The organism is Paenibacillus luteus, assembly GCF_006542765.1.
GTDB classification, from domain to species: Bacteria; Bacillota; Bacilli; order Paenibacillales; family Paenibacillaceae; genus Pristimantibacillus; species Pristimantibacillus luteus.
In genome coordinates, this window is the sequence record NZ_SKCD01000001.1 from 38,821 (window position 1) to 56,989 (window position 18,169).

The following is an 18,169-nucleotide window of genomic DNA, read 5'->3' on the forward strand; positions in this document are numbered from 1 at the left end:
TAGAATGGTATCGTATGAATTGGAAAATATATTATAAATTTACCATATCCATTTGAGCAACACAAAAAAACTGCAGCTGAAGGATTTCTCCCTCTTGCTGCAGTTTCTCATTCAAGGTCATCGATTACTTCGCGTTATAAAAAGCTTCCAACTCGCTGACAACTGCCGCAAGCGATCCGTCTACACGGGTCTGCCGCTGCTCTTTGCTGAATAGTGAAGCGATTTTTTCTGGAAATTGCTGCTCAATGCCGCATAGCTCAATAGCTTCGTTGAACTTGGCCGGATGAGCGGTTGCAAGCGACACCGTAATTTCCTTGCCATCGCTGTATTTGTCAGCCGCTGCTACGCCGCATGCGGAGTGCGGGTCGAGCAGGTAACCGTTAGCTGCTTCGTAGGTTTTGATTGTGCTCAAGCACTCTTGCCCTTGTACGCCATGCGCGCCAAATTCTGCTTGCACTTTGCTGAGTGCTTCGCCGGAAATAACGATTTGGCCTTCGGCTTTGAACTGCTCCATTAGTGTGCTAATTTGCGCAGCGTCCTCGCCAAGCACGTAATACAAGTAGCGCTCGAAATTGCTTGCCACTTGGATGTCCATCGATGGGCTGTACGTGCTGCGGAAATCTCCCGGCTTGTACACGCCCTCAAGGATAAAGCGCTCCAAAATATTATTTTCGTTGGTTGCCAAAATCAACTTGCCTACCGGCAATCCCATGCGCTTAGCCAAATAACCAGCAAAGATATCCCCAAAGTTGCCTGTCGGTACGCTGAAGTTCACTTGCTTCGCATCCGTTTGCTTCGTAACTTGGAAGTACGCATAGAAATAATAAACGGTTTGCGCCAAGATCCGCACGAAGTTAATCGAGTTGATCGCCGCCAAATGATTGCTCGCTTTAAAGTCCAGATCGGCGAACAAGTCCTTGATCATCCGCTGGCAATCGTCGAAATTGCCGTCTACGGACAAGTTCAGTACGTTGTCTTCCTGTACCGTCGTCATTTGCAGCTCCTGCACCTTGCTTACTTTGCCATGCGGATGCAAAATGCAAATTTTGATGCCGTCCTTGCCTTTGACCCCTTCAATCGCAGATGCGCCAGTGTCCCCCGAAGTAGCTCCTAGAATGTGGATCTTCTTCTTTTGCTTCGCGGCTACATAGGTGTACAGCTGACCCATGAATTGCAAGGCAATGTCTTTGAAGGCGAAGGTCGGGCCATGGAAAAGCTCGAGCAAATAAAGATCATCCTTCAGCTTATGGACCGGAGTCACTTCCGGATGGCGGAAGGTCGAATAGCTCGCGTAGACCATATCCTTCAGATCCTGTTCGGGAATCTCGCCGTTCGTATAATACGAGAATATTTCAAGCACAAGCTCCTGATAGCTAAGCTCCTGCCACTTCTTCAAGGTTTCTGCTGAAATAACTGGAATTTCGCTTGGAACAAGCAGGCCTCCATCGTTGCCTAGGCCCATCATAAACGCGTCAATAAATCCAAGTTTGCCAACATTGCCTCTTGTACTGATGTACTCCATCTGTAAATAGCCTCCTACATGCGCACAATTATCGTCAATTTCGTTATTTAAATCATATCATCGTTTTCCATAATAATCGAATCTTTTCACTCCATTATATCATTTTTATCGCCTAAAAATAAACGAAAGACAGCCCTTGGTCGAGGCTGATTCAAATTTTAAATACGTCTAAGCTTTCTCGAGCATGCCAGACACGTTAGAGCGGCACAAGGAATAGTCTAATTCCTGATAACCAATCTCCTGATGAAACAACTCATGTTCCTCAGCTTGATGGCAAGCACTTACTGGATTTCTACCTGTATCAATACATTATAGGCGTTATCTAATGTAGCTATCCTGCACATTCAATTGGCTCTATCTAGTCCGGCTATCCTGCACATTCACAATATAGGAGCTAGCAAACGAGACTGAGCTGTAGCTATCCTGTATTTCATGCAACATAGGCCACTCGTTGTGACTGATTCGATGCTGAAATCCGTTAAGTTCATGCAATTGTGCAAGATAAGCTTGGAAAAGAGACCGATAATGTTGAAGTTAATGCAGGCGTGCAGGATAGCCGTGGGAATCGCTGTAACCAACAAATTTTGCATCTTACACAAAGAGGACGACTACTCCCGTTGCAAAACAATAGAGGCTATTCCATTCAGCAGTATTGACTGCTATGGAAATAGCCCCTATCATCAAAAATCAGTCTTAACTAATTATTCACTACTTCACAAAACCGGCTATAATCGCCGCGATCTCCGCGCGGGTAATCTTGTCTTTCGGACGCAAGGTTCCATCCTCGTAGCCGTTAATGATACCTGCTTCGGTTAGCGCAGTTATCGCTTCTCTGGCCCAGCTGGATATTCCCGCTTCATCTTTAAAGGAAGATGTCGTCGCATCTGCAGCTGCTGGCAGTTGGTCTTTCAGCGCTCTATGCAAAATAACAAAAGCTTCCTCTCTCGTCATCTCTTGGTTTGGCTTAAAGCTGCCGTCTTGGAAGCCCGTAACGATACCGGCTTCATACAAGCCGTTTACATATTTGCTATACCAAGCAGCTTCCGGCACATCTCCAAAGCTTGATTTCTTCTCGAAACTATCCAAACCAAGCATTCTATACATGACGGCCATAAATTCCGCTCTGCTCATTTCCTTGTTCGGCATAAAGCTGCCGTCCGGGAACCCTCCCAATATTTCCTTCTCCGCCAGCTTACTTATCGCTGCGCTTGCCCAGTGTCCCGCAGTATCAGGGAAGCTCGGCAGCGGCTCTGGCGTTGGGCTTGGCGTTGCAGTTGCAGTTGCAGTTGCAGTTGATGTTGGCGCCGGGCTCGGCGTCGAAGCCGGACCTGGTGTTGGATTCGTTGTCGGTGTCGACACTGGGTCCGGGCTTGGCGACGGACTTGTTGTCGGTGTCGACACTGGGTCCGGGCTTGGCGACGGACTTGTTGTCGGTGTCGACACTGGGTCCGGGCTTGGCGACGGACTTGTCGTCGGCGTTGGCTCTGGGTCTGAGCTTGGCGACGGACTTGTCGTCGGCGTTGGCTCCGGGCTTGGCGACGGACTTGTCGTCGGCGTCGGCTCTGGACTTGGCGACGGGCTCGTCGTCGGCGTTGGCTCCGGGCTTGGCGACGGACTTGTCGTCGGCGTCGGTGTTGGCTCCGGACTTGGTGACGGGCTCGGCGTCGGCTCAACGACGGTTCCCGCTTTCTCCGCTACCATAATCCAGCTGATTTGCGGATCGGAGCTGGACGCGCCTGCATTCGCCGAACGGTGTACCGTCAGCTCCAACTTGCCGGCATCAACCGCGACATCAGGGTAACCCAGTACATCGCTGGCTGCCGTGAAAACATAACCGGTTGTCTTGACCGATCCGTTTACAATAATATCTGCAATTCGCTTACCGTTCGAATATTGGGACCATGGATCATACAAACCCACATAAACATCGTAATCTCCATTTTCGATATCGAACCGGTAAGTCAGGTCATTACCCGAATTGCTCTTCAAATACCGCAGGGAAGTAAAAATATTACCACTGCTTGTGCCAGCTGTGTCCGTATTTTCACCGACATAACCCCAGCTTTGGCCACTCGCTGGATCATACTTTTGGTCGATAGCTGTTCCGTTAAGAACGTTCTCCTCGCCCATCAAAGCAATAATATCCTTATAATCGGATGTCTCAGCTCCTCCGGCATTAACGAAATAAGCGCTGCCTTCCGGAATGACATACAGCTGATGCTCAATCTTCTTTCCTGCAAGCTCCGTAAGCGTACCGACAATGCGGACCACGCCTGGCTTCAAGAATGACGAGGCATTCATCGACCAAGCAATTGGCGTATCCTTCTTCGTGCCATCGGATAAAGTGACATTGACTGTCGCCGGGAGTGCCGGCGCCTTGCCGATGGTTGTGCTCGTAGGAAGCACAGTATTAATCGCTACCTTTCCCATGCCGTCTAGCAAATCGAGCGACCATTCGTCATGCCAACGAAGAGTAATCTCGTCATTTTGGCCAAACTCGATTGGAAGCCAAATATAACGGGAATTTGCCAAATCGTTTTTATTCCAACGGTCTCCCATGTAAATAAACTTACCTGCTGCCGCATCCACCGTTATAACCTGAGTGCTCTGCGAGCCAAAAGTAGTCGAGCTCTCCGGCGCAACGTCGCGCATCGTCTTCCATGGGCCCATGATGTTGTCAGCCACTGTGTATTTGCCTACATTCGGATCCCAGCCGGTTGCACCAGACGTGATCATGTAGTACTTGCCTTGATACTTAAAGAGTGCTGGCGCCTCGCGCTGCGCTAGCGGAAATACGCGTACATAATCTACGCCATGCTCCGCTTTGTAAACGGTATCCCGCTCTTCATTTCCATCCTTGTGCCAGCCGACTACATCCGTATAGGAGTCGTTCAGCTTTGAAATATACATCGTCAGGTTCTCTTCACTTGAATAAACCAAGTAACCGGTACCGTCATCATCCTTAAACAATGTCATATCCCGTGCCATACCTGGTTGGCTTGGCTGACCATTGTCTGTCGCGCCTGCCGGTGCTTGATCCATCCGGTGGCTCTCCTGATAGACAAACGGTCCGATAGGCGAATCGCTAAGCGCGTAGCCCGCCTCTGCCTTGGCGTAGTTCGCCGTCGAGGTCGCACTTGGACCGTCGGTATGCATCCACATCACGTATTTTTTTGTTTTATCGTTATACATGACCTTAGGACGCTCAATAATCCTATCGATACCAATATCGTTCAAAATATCCGCCTGATCCGTTCTTCCTAGATACAACTCCGAGATAAGCGGGTCATTGACAAAAGAATCCGCAGACGCAATCGCGGTTAGTGCAAGTCCTTTATCTTCCCAGTTGTACAAATCCTTAGATGCATATACGCGTACGCCTCTGGCCGGCAAATAGCCGTAGGTTTTATCCTCGCCGTACCAGTAGTAGGTTTCAGTCTGTTCGTCATACATCATGCCTGCGCCATGCGCCTGGATGAGTGCGCCATTCGTATCTCTCCATACCGCTCCCGGCTTGAAGGAATCGTATACCTCACTCGCCGCAAGCTCTGATATCCCCTTGTTCAAGGCTGCAATTGCTGCAATAATCTTCTCTTGAACCGCAAGCTCCGTAATATCCGCGCCACTGTTACGAAGCGACTGGGCAAGCGCCTCACCGTCATCAATCACGGCGTTAAGTGCAGCCACGCTATACGGCGTATAGTCAGGATTTACGATCTCCGCTTTGGCTGCCGCAAGCTTACTCTCCAAATCAGAAAGCGGAACCGTAATATTCAAGCGAACAATCAAATAGTTAATAAGCGGATCATTATAGTTAGACAATGATGCCGATGCCGGCCCTTGGATGCGGACATTCAGCTGACCGTCTGTGACGCTTATTTTACGATAGGTGACAATCTTCTCTGCCCCCTCTGCCCCAATATCGAGGTCTCCTTTGGATACGTTATTGCCTTCCAGGAGCAGATTCACGCTTCTCCCGCTCCATGGGTTGCTGAAGCCGAAGGTCACATCGTAATCGCCTGAAGGCAGCTCGAAGTTATAGGCAATCGCCTTGTCTCTTACCTGTGTACCATTGTAATATCTCAGCGATCCCATCTTTGTCGTCGCATCACGAACGCTCGTCCCGGTGGTGGTTGTAACCAAGCCCCATGACTTTGACGTCTTTGGATCAACTCCATATAACTGCTCCGTCACAGAGCTATATAAACCGAGCTTATCGCCACTCTCTACCGTAGCAGGCGTAGTGTCACCTGCATTGACGAAATACAGAATATAGTCGTTATTCTTCAACTCCTGCTCCGTAAATTCGCCTGATGCTGCTGTCGTTCCGCCGTCCGCTGCATAAGCAGGCGTTAGCGAGGTTAGAAACGATGCAAGCAGCGTACAGCAAAGCATCATAGACAACCATTTCTTTTTTGTAAACAAAGATACTCCTCCTTTAAAATTGTTGATCGCCCATTCCTGAATACGCTTTCAACCTTGTATGTAGAACGTCACCCCAAATGATAGCGGAGTTGCCGCGCCTCTTCAACTGAACAATAACAACCGCAATGAACTGTAGGCAGTGCCTTGAATCTCAGGGATTTCGGTACAGATATGTTCACTGAGGTTTGTTTATTGCACTCCTTCTAAACTTTAATTAGAGAGCAAAAAAAGATGACAACCGCCTGTCCGCGAGTGTCATCTTCAAATCTTGCTTCAGTTGAGCGGTTCGGCTTTCATCTTCAAATCATGCTTCAGTTGAACTTTCGGTTTACGATAGCGTACCGTCATTCACCACGAGCCCAAAAATCGTTGCGAATGTGATCGCCTGTGCAGGCGATATGACGCAGCGGCGCAAATCCTCCAGCGACACGCCAAGACCATTAAACTCACAGGTACTAATATCAATCCCGCCAAGCTTCGTCTGAGACAGCTGTACTTGATCGATATTCACCTCCGTTAAGTAAAAGTTGGATATGGTCATATTAGACAGATCTCCTTTGGCAAATGAGCTTTTCTCCAGCTTAACGCCTTTCGCATTTCCAAACCGAAGAACCGCATAATCGGCTATACATTGATCAAAGCGAACATTGCGGAGCGTCGCTCCTGTAATATCCATGCCAAGCAGCTTGCAATTGTGAAAGGAAACGCGGTGCATAATTGCCTCGCTTAGCTCTATATTGGCTAAATCGCAATTATCAAAACGGACATCGGTAAACTCCGCTTTGCGCAGACTCGTCCCTCGGAATACCACATTATTGAACACGACCCGGTCGAAGCAAGGCTTATAGGCCGATTGATTATGAACGCCGCAATCCCGAATGATGCTGTCGCTAATTTCATAATCATCCGACCACTCATAATCGGGGACGTCTAATGCTTGGAGCTGGTCCGGAATTTTGGGAGATTCTATTTTCTCTCTTTTACTGGTCATTGAATTCGTTAACCTGCCTTTATCTATGAAGTAGCCTGAGCGGTCAAAAGAAAGCTTTGCGAATCGTAAGAAATGCTCTACTTCGTATCATACCTTACATTCCCATTCCTCTCAAATTCATAAAATGAGATAAAAGCCCTCCTGCCTTCGTTCGGGGGAAATGACAAACAAATCGGTGATGGCTTGATATCACTAATGACTTCTTCCCGCTCCCCATCTATAATGTGAATAAATGGAGGTTAACTCTCCGCATAAACCAAATCATTGATCCGAAATAGCAGATAAAGTATTCAGTATTCAACTAAGCAAATATTTTGTGATTGGACAGAATCGAGGTGCAAGATGAAATACGATATCACGCTGGAGCAGCGCGATCATATCATGGGGACTCTGACGGAGGAACAGCGGCATTTCCTGCATCATGAGCTTGTTAGGGGCAGAAGAACGTTGTTTGCCAGGCAGCTTGCGAGAAAAAAATGCCAGTTCATTCCCGAGGATGCTCAATTTGAGGACATTGCCGCTTTCATAGAGGAATGGGACTATATCGGCTTTACAGACAGCGGCGAGGTGTCGCCCCATACGAAATGCGAATGCGGGCGCTCCTTGCGCTATCAGCATCAAGTGCTTCATTTGCCAACGAATACCGTCCGTTATTTCGGCATTGAGCATTTACAGCTCCATACGGGCATCGACGCAAAAGCGATTTCCGATATTATGAAGGGCTTTGATGTGCTCGATAGCGAGCTGAATGAAATGTTATGCAAATATCGGGACGGCTGGCGGCTTGATCAGCATTTGTTTTTGCCGTTGCCTGCTGAACTCGAGATTCCTGCGGATATTCAGGCGCATATGGACGCCAAGCTTCCGCTGCTTGATCGGCAGCTTGCCCGCATGCGAAGCAGGCTCCATGAGCTGGATCTCTCAAGCAGAAAAAAACGGCTGGCAGCCGCTTTAACCTACTATGATCAAGATGCGCCACCCTTGCCTGAACCCAATGAACCTGAACCCGTCTACGAAAACGGAAGTCCCTTTGACCAGCCAGAGGCAGCACAAGGAACTTTTTCCTTTGATGACTCTGACGTTGCCCAAAGTGCCTTCAGCTTTGATCATTCTAGCGTTTCCCAAAGCGCCTTCAGCTTTGAGGATACCGGGGGAGGGCAAGGAGCTTTCGTATTCGATGAGTCAAAAGACAGTCAGGGAGCGTTCGTATTCGGTGACGATAAGGAAAGCCAAGGGGCGTTCGTATTTGACGAACCTGCACCCAAACCCCCAGCGGCCGCATCAACTTCTCGCGATGCTCGTGCTTTTGAGGAGGAGGGCAAGAAGCTGGGCGCCGCCGTATTGCGAGAATCGGAGCTCAGCAGCTCGCAAGCAAAGACCTCAAGCCCGTTCTACCTGCCGCAATCCGCGCAGCGCGTAGTCGATGATGCTTTGAAATACGGACGTATCAGCACACTCGCCATCTCTAATTTCATGATCGAGCAGAAGCTTACTGCGGATGTGCGAATGTCTACAGGCAAACCCGCCATATACATCGGCGTCGCGGCCTATCTGGACAAGCTGGCGGCCTCAGGCTTATGCGAGCTCGTAAACGGAAACTCCGAGGACCGCGTTTATTCGAATAGCAAAGACCAGCATTAGCCTTTTACAGCCGAGCCTACGGTAAGCGCATTTTCAACCTGTTCGCTAAACAGAATGTAAATCAATACCGTGGGCAAGCTGGCAATGGTCATCGCTGCTCCCATAGCGCCCCAATCCGTCGTGAATTGCCCTTGGAAGAACAGCAAACCAAGCGGCAGCGTCTTTAAGGATTCTTTCGTAATTAAGATTACGGCCATCGTGAATTCATTCCAGGAGTTTAGAAAAATAAAGATAACCATCGTCGCTAGTGCAGGCTTAATAATCGGCAGCATGATGCTGAAGAACGTTCGGTAAATACTCGCTCCGTCAATACAAGCCGATTCCTCCATCTCAATCGGAATGCTCCGGAAGAAGCCATAGAACACCATAGATGCGAAAGAAATATTAAAAGCGATATACGGAATAATTAACGCACCGTAAGTATTCGCTAAATTCAAGTCTCTCACCAAAATGGCCAGTGGAATCATAATGACTTGGATCGGAATAAACATGCCTACGAGAATATACGTATGAGCAATCTTGCTGAACCGCCAGCGCAGCCGCGCAGCCGCATACGAGAACATGACCGCAAGCAGGATCGCTCCTGCAACAGTAGCTACCGCAACGAGCAAACTGTTCATGAAATAAACGGGTACATTATATTTGGACCATGCTTCTACGTAATTTTCGAACCGCAAATGCATAGGCGGACCAAACGGGTTCGTAACAAAAATCTCATCATTATTTTTCAAGGAATAAAAGATCATCCACACGAGCGGGTATACGGACAATATCGCGTACAGCCACAAAAAGATAGGCATACCTGGGTTGCTTTTCCTTAACTTCATCATCCACGTCATTTCTGTCCACCTCCTCTAGTAAGAAATTCGTTCCCTGGCAATCAGCCGGTTAATAATCAGCGTCGCAATGAGACATTCGATGACGAGAATCGCTGCCGCGGCACTGCCGTAACCAAACTCTCCTACGCGGAAAGCCGAACGATACATGAGATAAGTGAGCGTATACGTCGATGTTCCTGGACCGCCGCTAGTCATAATGTACATATTGGCAAAAGCGTTAAGCCCGCCCGTAATCGCAAACACGAGACAAAACTTATAGGTTTCCGCCATCATCGGAATGTTGATTTTCAATATGGCTTGCAACTTGGTTGCGCCGTCGATGCGGGCAGCCTCCATATATTGTTCAGGGACAGACTTCACTCCTGCAAGCAGCAAGGCAAAATGATAGCCCATATACTGCCAAGCGTTGACGAATGCAATCGCAACAATCGCCGACTTGCTGCTGGATAGCCAATCCTGCTTATATTCAAGTCCAATCATTTCAAAAATCTTATTAATCAGTCCATACTCACCGTTATAAATCGATAGCCACAACTGACATACAACCGTGATTGAAAGAACCACTGGTATGAAAAAGCTGATGCGCAATAGTTTACGACCCTTGAATTTAGCATCTGCAACAGCGAATGCGAGAATTGAACCGATACCAATTTGCGTTACCGTAATAATGACAGCGAAGATAAGGCCATTTTTGACTGAAGTGAAGAACAAGCTGTCTTGGAACAACCTCGTATAATTGTCGAACCAAATAAAAGTGCCTTCCGAGAGTCCATCCCATTCGTACATGCTGCGGAAAAAGGTTTGTACAATCGGGTAAAACACCATGACGGTGTACAGAAGAAGAGCCGGCAATATAAACAATAGAATTGCTGTTTTGTTTCCTAGAAATTTGTTCATTCCATCACTTCCTCTGCTAGTCTGACTTGGATTGGACGCAGTCCTTTGGCTAGAGAGAGCTAGAACCCACCCCATGCCCAAATTGGAGTGAGTTCTATCCCGCTTAACCGCTATTCCACATTCCGCAGCCGTTGTTTATTTTGCCGCCGGAATGGCTTTGTTTACATCTTCAATGAACTGCTCCGAGCTGTATGCGCCAGTCATCAAGCTTTGCGATGCATCCTCGATCGCTGCTTTGAACTTCGCATCCGATAAGCCCCATGCAAACGAAGTTGTGCTTGTAATCTTTGCAATGTCATCGGACAACTGCTTCATCATTGGCGGATATTCCGTAACGATCGCTTTATCAACCTTCGTCGATACAAGCGGATTGCCGCGCTCTGTATATTTGTACTCGGCATATTTCAGGGATAGGAATGCCGCAACCTTCGCTGCCACATCTTTATCCTTCGTATCCGGGTTTACCGCATAGCCGCCAGGACCGCCGCCGCCGCTGAACGCATATTTGCTAGCTTCGTAGTTCGCCGCATCTTTGCCCGGGAAGTACATCCAGCCGGCTTTCTCGCCAAGCTGCTTCGTTGATTCTGCGATTTCCCATTGACCATTCAGGAACATGGCTGCCTTGCCTTGGTGGAAAAGTGCTGCTGCTTGATCATAGTTTAGATTCGTTGCGCCCTTCGGCAGCATGCCTGCTTTAACAAGCTCAATGATTTTGTCAGCTGCTTCTTTATAAGCAGGGTCGCTTGCACTTGCCTCGCCTTTATCGAGCTTCAAGATGCCTTGCGGCTCATTTCTGGTCACGAACATATCGAACAAGGCAACTGTTGGCCATTTTTCTTTGGCGAATAAAGACATCGGCGTAATGCCTGCTGCATTAAACGCTTTGACAGCCGTCATCAGCTCGTCGTAGGTCGTTGGCACCTTCACGTTATTTTGTTCAAACAGCTCTTTATTGTAATAAAGCAATACAAATTCATTTCCGGCATAGGGGAAAGCATACGTGTGGCCATCATCTGCCACCAGCGTGTTCATCGTGCTCGGATACATTTTGTCTCTGAAGCCCAGCTCATCTACGTAGGAATCCAACTCTAAAATATTGCCGGATTTTTTAAACGTCGTAATGATATCCAGACCCGCTTGGAAAATATCAGGAAGGTTGCCTGTTGCCGCGTAAGTTTTTAGCTTTTGGCCATCATCCTGCGCCTGCACTTCCAGCTCCAGCTCCACATTTGGCATTTCCTTCTTTAATTCTGCTACTGCATAATCATAAGGAAGCTTCGTATCGTCATCCGCATACTGTGCATAAATACGGAGCTTAACCGGCTTGGCTTCCTCCGCTTTCGTCTCTTCCGGTGCGGCATTCGTCGCCGTCTCTTTATTTCCTTCATCGGTCGCTTTGTTGTTAGCCGCCTCATTATTGCCCCCGGAGCCGCAAGCAGCCACGAAAACCAAACAAAGACTCATGATAAAAATAGCCATCTTTTTCATTGCTTTTCCCCCTAAAATTTAGTCTGGCAAACACCACTTTTGCACGCTTTTTGTACAGTCTCACTAAAAGCCTTTGCTTGCTCGTTCTGTGTTTCTTTACATTTCCGAGTATAAAGAATTCCGCTGCTTAAGATAATGAATAAACTGCGTGCTTTTGGTAAAATCCGCAGTTTTCAAGCAATAAAGAGCCGCTATTGGCGGCTCTTCTCGTATTCGCTGGGCGAATATCCATAAAATTTTTTAAAGCTTTTGCTAAAATACCCTGAGTCATTATAACCGACCTTCTCCGCTATATCCGTTAACCGCACCGTGTTGCGGCCCAGCAGCTCCTTAGCCTGCTGCATCCGGTATTGGGTTAAATAATCGCTGACCGTAATGCCGATTTCTTTCTTGAATACCGCGCGCAAATAGCTCGCATTAATAAAGACATGCTGCGCAATCTGCTCGAGTTGCAGGCTCGGGTCAGCATAATTCTGCTCGATATACGCCTTCGCCGACTTGGCTATTTTGGATGAGCGGGTGTTGCGATGCTTGCTGTTATAAACCACCGCTTTGTGAAACAGCTCCTTGATCCAATCAAACGTCAGCTCTGCCGACTCGAATTTACGAATCTCGTTATACGGATAAAACTGCTCCCCAAAGCAATCTGCGATCGGATGACCCGACTCTTCGAAGTAGGAGAGGTTCACCGATATAAGCCCCATACATATGACGTAAATATAATCAATCGACAGCCGCCGCTCGCGTACCGTTTGAAATAAATCATCCAGCTTTCGCTCGAGCTGCTCCCAGCTGTTCAGCCGAAGCAGGACAAGCAGCTCTTCATTAGCCTCGGTAGGATAAAAAGGCTCATTGACGCTGTTTGGCAGCTGCTCCCCATAGGCAATCACACGGTCATGCCCAAGCACAAATTTGTTTTGCAGCGCTTCGAGCGCTTCACCATAGGAGGCGTGAACCCCCTTGATCCCCTCCTTGCTTCGTCCAACGCCTACCGTGATCGTAAATTTCAAATATTTTTTAATGAGAAAACAAAGCTTCTTGTAGCCTTCCAGTGAAGGCAACTCATCCCCCTGCTCGCCCTGATGCCGAACCAAACAAAGAATACGCCCTTCCGGACCGTTAAAGATCAAATGGTTGCCGCTCTCTTCCATCGCTTCATTCAGGACATTCGTCACTGCATACTTCATAAGCAGCCGATCGCTTGCCTTGCCCCACTTCCGGTCCATATGATCAATCTCCACGCATGCAATTACATAAAATCCTGGTTCTGCTTGAATGCCGAGCTGCTGAAGCCGTCTGATCGTTTCTTCCTCAGAAAGAGCATATTCACGGCTAATCAATTGGCCAAGAAAACTCTCCTTCATTAGCTCCGTATTTTCTCGCAGCGTCAGCTTGTCCTCCTGTGCCTTCTGATATTGCTGACGCAGCTTGACCAGTGTCAACAGCAGTTCATCTTTAGAGAAGGGCTTCAGAATATAGTCCTCGACACCGAGCTTGAGCGCCTTGCGGGCATATTCAAATTCGTTATGGCCCGTAATGAGCACGATGCTCACCTCAGGATATTGCTCTTTGAGTTTCTCCGACAGCTCCAGCCCATCCATAAACGGCATCGTAATATCAATTAAGGCAATATCAGGGCAGTCTTCATGAATGAGCTCCAGCGCTTCGACTCCATTCCTTGCTTCCTTGCTGATCGTGAAGCCAAGCGTCTCCCACTCCAGCACCGTCCTCAGATAATCACGAAAAATAAGCTCGTCATCCACGATCATTACTTTTTGCATCTATTCCCTCGTCCCCTTTACTCGCTCGTCTGATATGGAAGCTCCACAGTTACCACGGAGCCACGCCCACTCTCGCTATCGATGAGCAAGCCATACTGTTCTCCGAAATACAATTTGATTCGTTCATTCACGCTGCATATGCCGTAGCCAACCTGCTGACTTGAATCGTTTAAACTCCCCTTGATCCGAAGAAGACGTTCCTCTGTTATGCCAGCTCCGTCATCCCTTACGGTCAAAATAACCTTCTGCTCCTCACGTCTTGCTTCGATTGTAAGCTGGCCGAAGCTCGGTTTGTTCTTTAAGCCGTGGTAAATCGCATTTTCGACGAGCGGCTGAATCGTCAGCTTCGGGATGGTACAATTCAACACATCCGGACCCACATTTATCTCAAAATCAAACACATCGGAATACCGAATCCGCTGAATCGATAAATAATCCATCACGCTGCGAATTTCATCCTCCAGCCTAATTTGGTCTTTGCCTTGGCTAAGCGCCACGCGGTAGAAATCAGCCAGAGCCTTTGTCGTTCGCTGCACATCCCTCGTCCGTCCCATCTCGGATAAGGTGTAGATCACATCCAAAGTGTTGTATAGGAAATGCGGTTTAATCTGTGCCTGCATAAGCGCCAGCTCGTACTCGCGCTTCTTCCTTTGCTCAGCGTTTATATTCACAAGCAGCTCTTTGATACGCCCCATCATCGTATTGAAGCCTGAAGCAAGCAGACCCATTTCATCCCCTGAGCTCACCTCAAGCTGCTGATCCAAATTTCCTTCCTTTATCTTCTTCATATGCCGAGACAAATGAACAATCGGCTTCGCTATGACATTGGATAGAAGCCGTGCCCCGATTAAGGCAAAAACAAAACAAACAAGCCCGATTAATATAATCAAAATCGTAATTTTCCCTGTATCCTCCGTCAGCAAAGCATAAGGCGCCATCGAAATCAGCCGTCCGTTCAAACTAGGGATCGCTGTGCTAATCAAGAGCATCTTGCCTTGCTCTGTCGTATGGACAGCTGTTTGCTCCTCGCTTTCCACAACCCAGCTCCGCAGGCTCGGTTCTTCAATCTGCTGCAAAACCGCGTCCTTATTTTGCGAGGAGACGATCCGTCCTTCTCCGTCTGCTATAAAATAGGACCCTTCCTTAATCGAGCCGATATCTCTATACACTGCGGATAAAGCGCTCTCACGTATGTTCAAAATAATATAGCCAAGCGGCGCTCCCGTGTTAATATTGACGATCCGTTTGCCAAGCGTAAGAACGGGCTCCGCTTTGTCCGTGACCAAATAATCTCTTCGCTCCATCGGAAACCATAAATTAGCTCCGTTGGATTGCCTCAGCCGCTGCAGCATCGCGCTGCTGGCCGCTAACTCTGCTTCGCTTTCCATTGAAAGGTTCGAGCCATATATTCGGTTTTCCTGATCGATAAAAGCAGCCGATTCCACATCACGGAAGACGACCAGCGCAAAGCTGAGCTGATTCGTAATCTTCGTATATTGCTGCAGCTCCGACACCTGTCCCCTCGTCTGTTCTTCTACGAGCACCTTATTTAAATTCAGCGTCAGCATATTGGCTGAGCTTATCGCGTTCGTCAAAATCCCATTAATTTGAGTAATAATAAGCGAGGAATTATCCGATGCGTTTTTGACTGTTTTCTCAACAATGGCGTTCGTATAAATATGATGGGACGCGAAGCTGAGTACAAAAAGCGGGACGATAATGAGCGGAACATAAACTAACGTGATTTTGTTACGGATTAACAAATTCCGAAACCATTCGAATCGTTTAAACTGCTTAACCATGTTCACCTGACGCCCCTTAAGCAGATTAGTATTTTTACTATGTTTACTAAATAATATAAAGCCCTGTAAGCGGTTAATCAATCAAAATAAATAGAACGTATCGAACGAACGCAAAGGTGAAGCAAACTTCATGTTAAAAATCTTTATTAATTGGTTACTTTTCACCCCAGTTTTCCTAGTTTCGCTCAAATCTGCTGAAACCAAATATATTTTAGCAAAAAAAATTCCATCTAAATCGCAAACCTTAACGAACAACTCCGCTGCCGCGCATGGTCAAATATGAAGAGTAACTGATCACACATCCATCAGAAGTACGTCCCATATTTCAATTATGACGTTTAGATCGCTGCACGGGCACGCAAACTTTGCAATCATAGCTGCAGCAGCTAGTTTCAGCTCGCTTATATCCTGATAATTATAAATCAGAGCAGGTTAACCAAGCTTCATTTTTTTACTTATTTAACTAAAAAAAATTCTCAAGACAGGACGGTGCTCTTGTCTTGAGATTTTCACAATCCTTATTTCATTGCTTACATCGAATCTTTGATCTCATTATAAAAATAGCTCTATTTTTCCCGTTGTTTTTGGAGGCGTATAGCGCTTCGTCAGCAAGCTTGACCACCGCCAAAATATCTCTGTCATGGTCTGGCCAGACGGCACCGCCAATACTGCATCCGATCAGCACCTCATGGCCTTCGATCATGCAGCGCTCGTTAAGCTCCTAATTACCTATGTAAAAACGAGGGAATAGCTGATGCATTACTATCGTTATTTTTTACCATAATAATATAAACTGCAACATTAACGGGTCAATTTCCGTTTTTACCTTTTGAAAAACAAAATAATAAACACCGAGGAGATTGATTACATTGAAAAAAAGTTATTTTGCTTTTATGCTCGTGATTGCACTGGGGCTCGTTCTGACCGCATGCTCTGGGTCCAAAAATTCCGATACCAATTCCAATACATCCGCCAATAAAGAAAACCAATTTACAACCTCGAAGACGACCAAAGAGATGGTTGACGGCATGCTTGCCAAAATTGAGCAGCCTTCGTTAATCGAAATGACAGGCGACATGGTTAAGCAAATGTATTACTTCGACCCCGCATTGCTTGAGGAGTATACGATTATGTCACCGATGATGAACGTCAAGACAAACGAAGTCGCTATTTTCAAAGTCAAGGATGCCAAGGATATCACTTCCGTTGAGGCTGGCATTAAGAAGCGTGCAGAGGATATTCAAAAAACGTTTGAAACGTATCTGCAAGACCAGTATGAGAATGCCAAAAACTACAAGCTCGTAACCAAAGGCAATTACGTATTTTTTGTTATTTCCGAAAATGCTGACCAGTTTGTAACTGAATTCAACTCCTACTTCGAGCAAAAATAACGAGTATGGTATTCAGCAGCCTTCTTTTTCTTTTTCTCTTTCTGCCTGCTGTGCTGCTGCTTTATTTCGTATCCCCGTGGAGACTGAAAAACCTCGTCTTATTCGTGACAAGCCTCATTTTTTATGCTTGGGGCGAGCCCGTGTATATCGCGATCATGCTGCTTTCCACGGTTACGGACTACGGCTTCGGATTGCTGCTTAGCAATTCGAAGCGCAGCAGCCTGCAGCGGAAATGGATCGTTGTCGCCTCTATTGCCGTTAACTTAACGCTGCTCGGCTATTTTAAATACGCTGATTTCCTTATTCAAAACGTGAATGGACTGCTCGGCACGCAAATCCCATTAACCGAGCTTGCATTGCCCATCGGCATTTCTTTTTATACGTTTCAGTCCATGTCCTACATTATTGATATTTACAGAGGAACCGCCAAAGCACAGCGCAATTGGCTTGACTTCGCGACCTTTGTTGCCTTGTTCCCGCAGCTGGTTGCCGGGCCGATCGTTCAATATTCGACGATTGCGGAACAACTGCGCCACCGCACCGTCAGCACGGAGCTGTTTGCAGAGGGCGTGCGCAGATTCATTATTGGACTCGCAAAAAAAGTGCTGCTGGCCAACAACATCGGCTTGCTCTGGCATACGATTTCCAGCTCCAGTATCGATTCACTGCCTGCCTTGACCGCTTGGCTGGGCATTATCGCTTTTGCCTTTCAAATCTATTTTGATTTCAGCGGCTATTCCGATATGGCCATCGGTCTCGGCTTAATGTTTGGTTTTCGTTTTAACGAGAACTTTAACCGCCCCTATACGGCACAAAGCATCACCGATTTTTGGCGGCGGTGGCATATTTCGCTTAGTACGTGGTTCCGCGATTATGTGTACATTCCGCTTGGAGGCAACCGCAAAGGACCGTGGAAGCAGCTCCGTAACATTATGATCGTTTGGCTGTTGACCGGCATTTGGCATGGAGCAAGTTGGAACTTCCTGCTTTGGGGATTGTATTTCGGGGTCATTCTGGTGTTCGAGAAATGGCTCGGCTTGCGCTGGCTTGAGCGGATGCCAGCCAGCGTAAGGCATCTTTACGCGCTGCTGCTTATTCTAATCGGCTGGGTATTTTTCGCCTTTGACGAGCTGCCCGCAATGGGGGCTTATTTTGCTGCCATGTTCGGGGCTAACTCATTGTGGAATCAAGAATCGTTATACCTGTTATACACGAATGCCATCTTAATCGCATTGCTCGTTGTGGCGTCTATGCCGAAGCGAAAAAAAGACTACGGCTTGTGGCCGGCCGTTCAGCTTGGCTGGCATGCGGCGCTGTTCTTGATGTCGGTCGCTTATTTGGTTGACGCAACGTTCAACCCATTTTTATATTTCCGTTTTTAAATGTGAAGGA

Annotated in this window: 12 protein-coding genes; 3 read left to right on the forward strand and 9 right to left on the reverse strand. The window is 47.4% G+C overall.

The annotated features are described in order from the left end of the window. Window positions 1–124: 124 nt before the first annotated feature. The 3 genes from thrC to E0496_RS00185 form a co-directional block, all read right to left on the reverse strand. Complete coding sequence (gene thrC, locus E0496_RS00175) at window positions 125–1,522, reverse strand: threonine synthase (protein WP_141499623.1); 1,398 nt, start codon at window positions 1,520–1,522, stop codon at window positions 125–127. A gap of 708 nt (window positions 1,523–2,230) precedes the next feature. Beyond that, window positions 2,231–5,947 (reverse strand): S-layer homology domain-containing protein, encoded by a 3,717-nt coding sequence (locus E0496_RS00180; RefSeq protein WP_141499624.1) that lies wholly within the window; start codon window positions 5,945–5,947, stop codon window positions 2,231–2,233. Window positions 5,948–6,275: 328 nt separating this feature from the next. Further along, the gene (locus E0496_RS00185) at window positions 6,276–6,938 is read right to left on the reverse strand and encodes a pentapeptide repeat-containing protein (protein ID WP_141499625.1); all 663 of its coding nucleotides are present in this window, start codon (window positions 6,936–6,938) and stop codon (window positions 6,276–6,278) included. A 342-nt stretch (window positions 6,939–7,280) separates the two neighbouring features. Between E0496_RS00185 and E0496_RS00190 the strand changes: the two genes are divergently transcribed. After that, the gene (locus tag E0496_RS00190) at window positions 7,281–8,579 is read left to right on the forward strand and encodes a DUF3895 domain-containing protein (protein ID WP_141499626.1); all 1,299 of its coding nucleotides are present in this window, start codon (window positions 7,281–7,283) and stop codon (window positions 8,577–8,579) included. Here E0496_RS00190 and E0496_RS00195 read toward each other — a convergent pair. The 6 genes from E0496_RS00195 to E0496_RS00220 form a co-directional block, all read right to left on the reverse strand. Next, complete coding sequence (locus E0496_RS00195) at window positions 8,576–9,418, reverse strand: carbohydrate ABC transporter permease (RefSeq protein WP_141499627.1); 843 nt, start codon at window positions 9,416–9,418, stop codon at window positions 8,576–8,578. The genes E0496_RS00190 and E0496_RS00195 overlap by 4 nt on opposite strands. Before the next feature lie 15 nt (window positions 9,419–9,433). After that, window positions 9,434–10,315 carry a carbohydrate ABC transporter permease gene (locus E0496_RS00200; RefSeq protein WP_141499628.1) on the reverse strand — a complete coding sequence of 294 codons (882 nt, stop codon included), beginning with the start codon at window positions 10,313–10,315 and terminating at the stop codon, window positions 9,434–9,436. Window positions 10,316–10,450: 135 nt separating this feature from the next. Beyond that, window positions 10,451–11,803 carry an ABC transporter substrate-binding protein gene (locus E0496_RS00205; protein WP_141499629.1) on the reverse strand — a complete coding sequence of 451 codons (1,353 nt, stop codon included), beginning with the start codon at window positions 11,801–11,803 and terminating at the stop codon, window positions 10,451–10,453. 191 nt (window positions 11,804–11,994) lie between these two features. Continuing rightward, entirely contained in the window at window positions 11,995–13,584 is a 1,590-nt protein-coding gene (locus tag E0496_RS00210) for a response regulator (protein ID WP_141499630.1), read from the reverse strand. 17 nt (window positions 13,585–13,601) lie between these two features. Continuing rightward, on the reverse strand, window positions 13,602–15,386 hold the full coding sequence (locus E0496_RS00215; protein WP_141499631.1) for a sensor histidine kinase: 1,785 nt from the start codon (window positions 15,384–15,386) through the stop codon (window positions 13,602–13,604). Window positions 15,387–15,909: 523 nt separating this feature from the next. Then, window positions 15,910–16,053 carry a GGDEF domain-containing protein gene (locus tag E0496_RS00220; protein WP_241674479.1) on the reverse strand — a complete coding sequence of 48 codons (144 nt, stop codon included), beginning with the start codon at window positions 16,051–16,053 and terminating at the stop codon, window positions 15,910–15,912. Window positions 16,054–16,255: 202 nt separating this feature from the next. Between E0496_RS00220 and E0496_RS00225 the strand changes: the two genes are divergently transcribed. Then, complete coding sequence (locus E0496_RS00225) at window positions 16,256–16,777, forward strand: DUF4358 domain-containing protein (RefSeq protein ID WP_141499633.1); 522 nt, start codon at window positions 16,256–16,258, stop codon at window positions 16,775–16,777. Between the two features lie 5 nt (window positions 16,778–16,782). After that, window positions 16,783–18,159: an MBOAT family O-acyltransferase gene (locus E0496_RS00230; RefSeq protein WP_141499634.1), complete on the forward strand. Its 1,377-nt coding sequence runs from the start codon at window positions 16,783–16,785 to the stop codon at window positions 18,157–18,159. The last annotated feature ends 10 nt before the right edge of the window (window positions 18,160–18,169 follow it).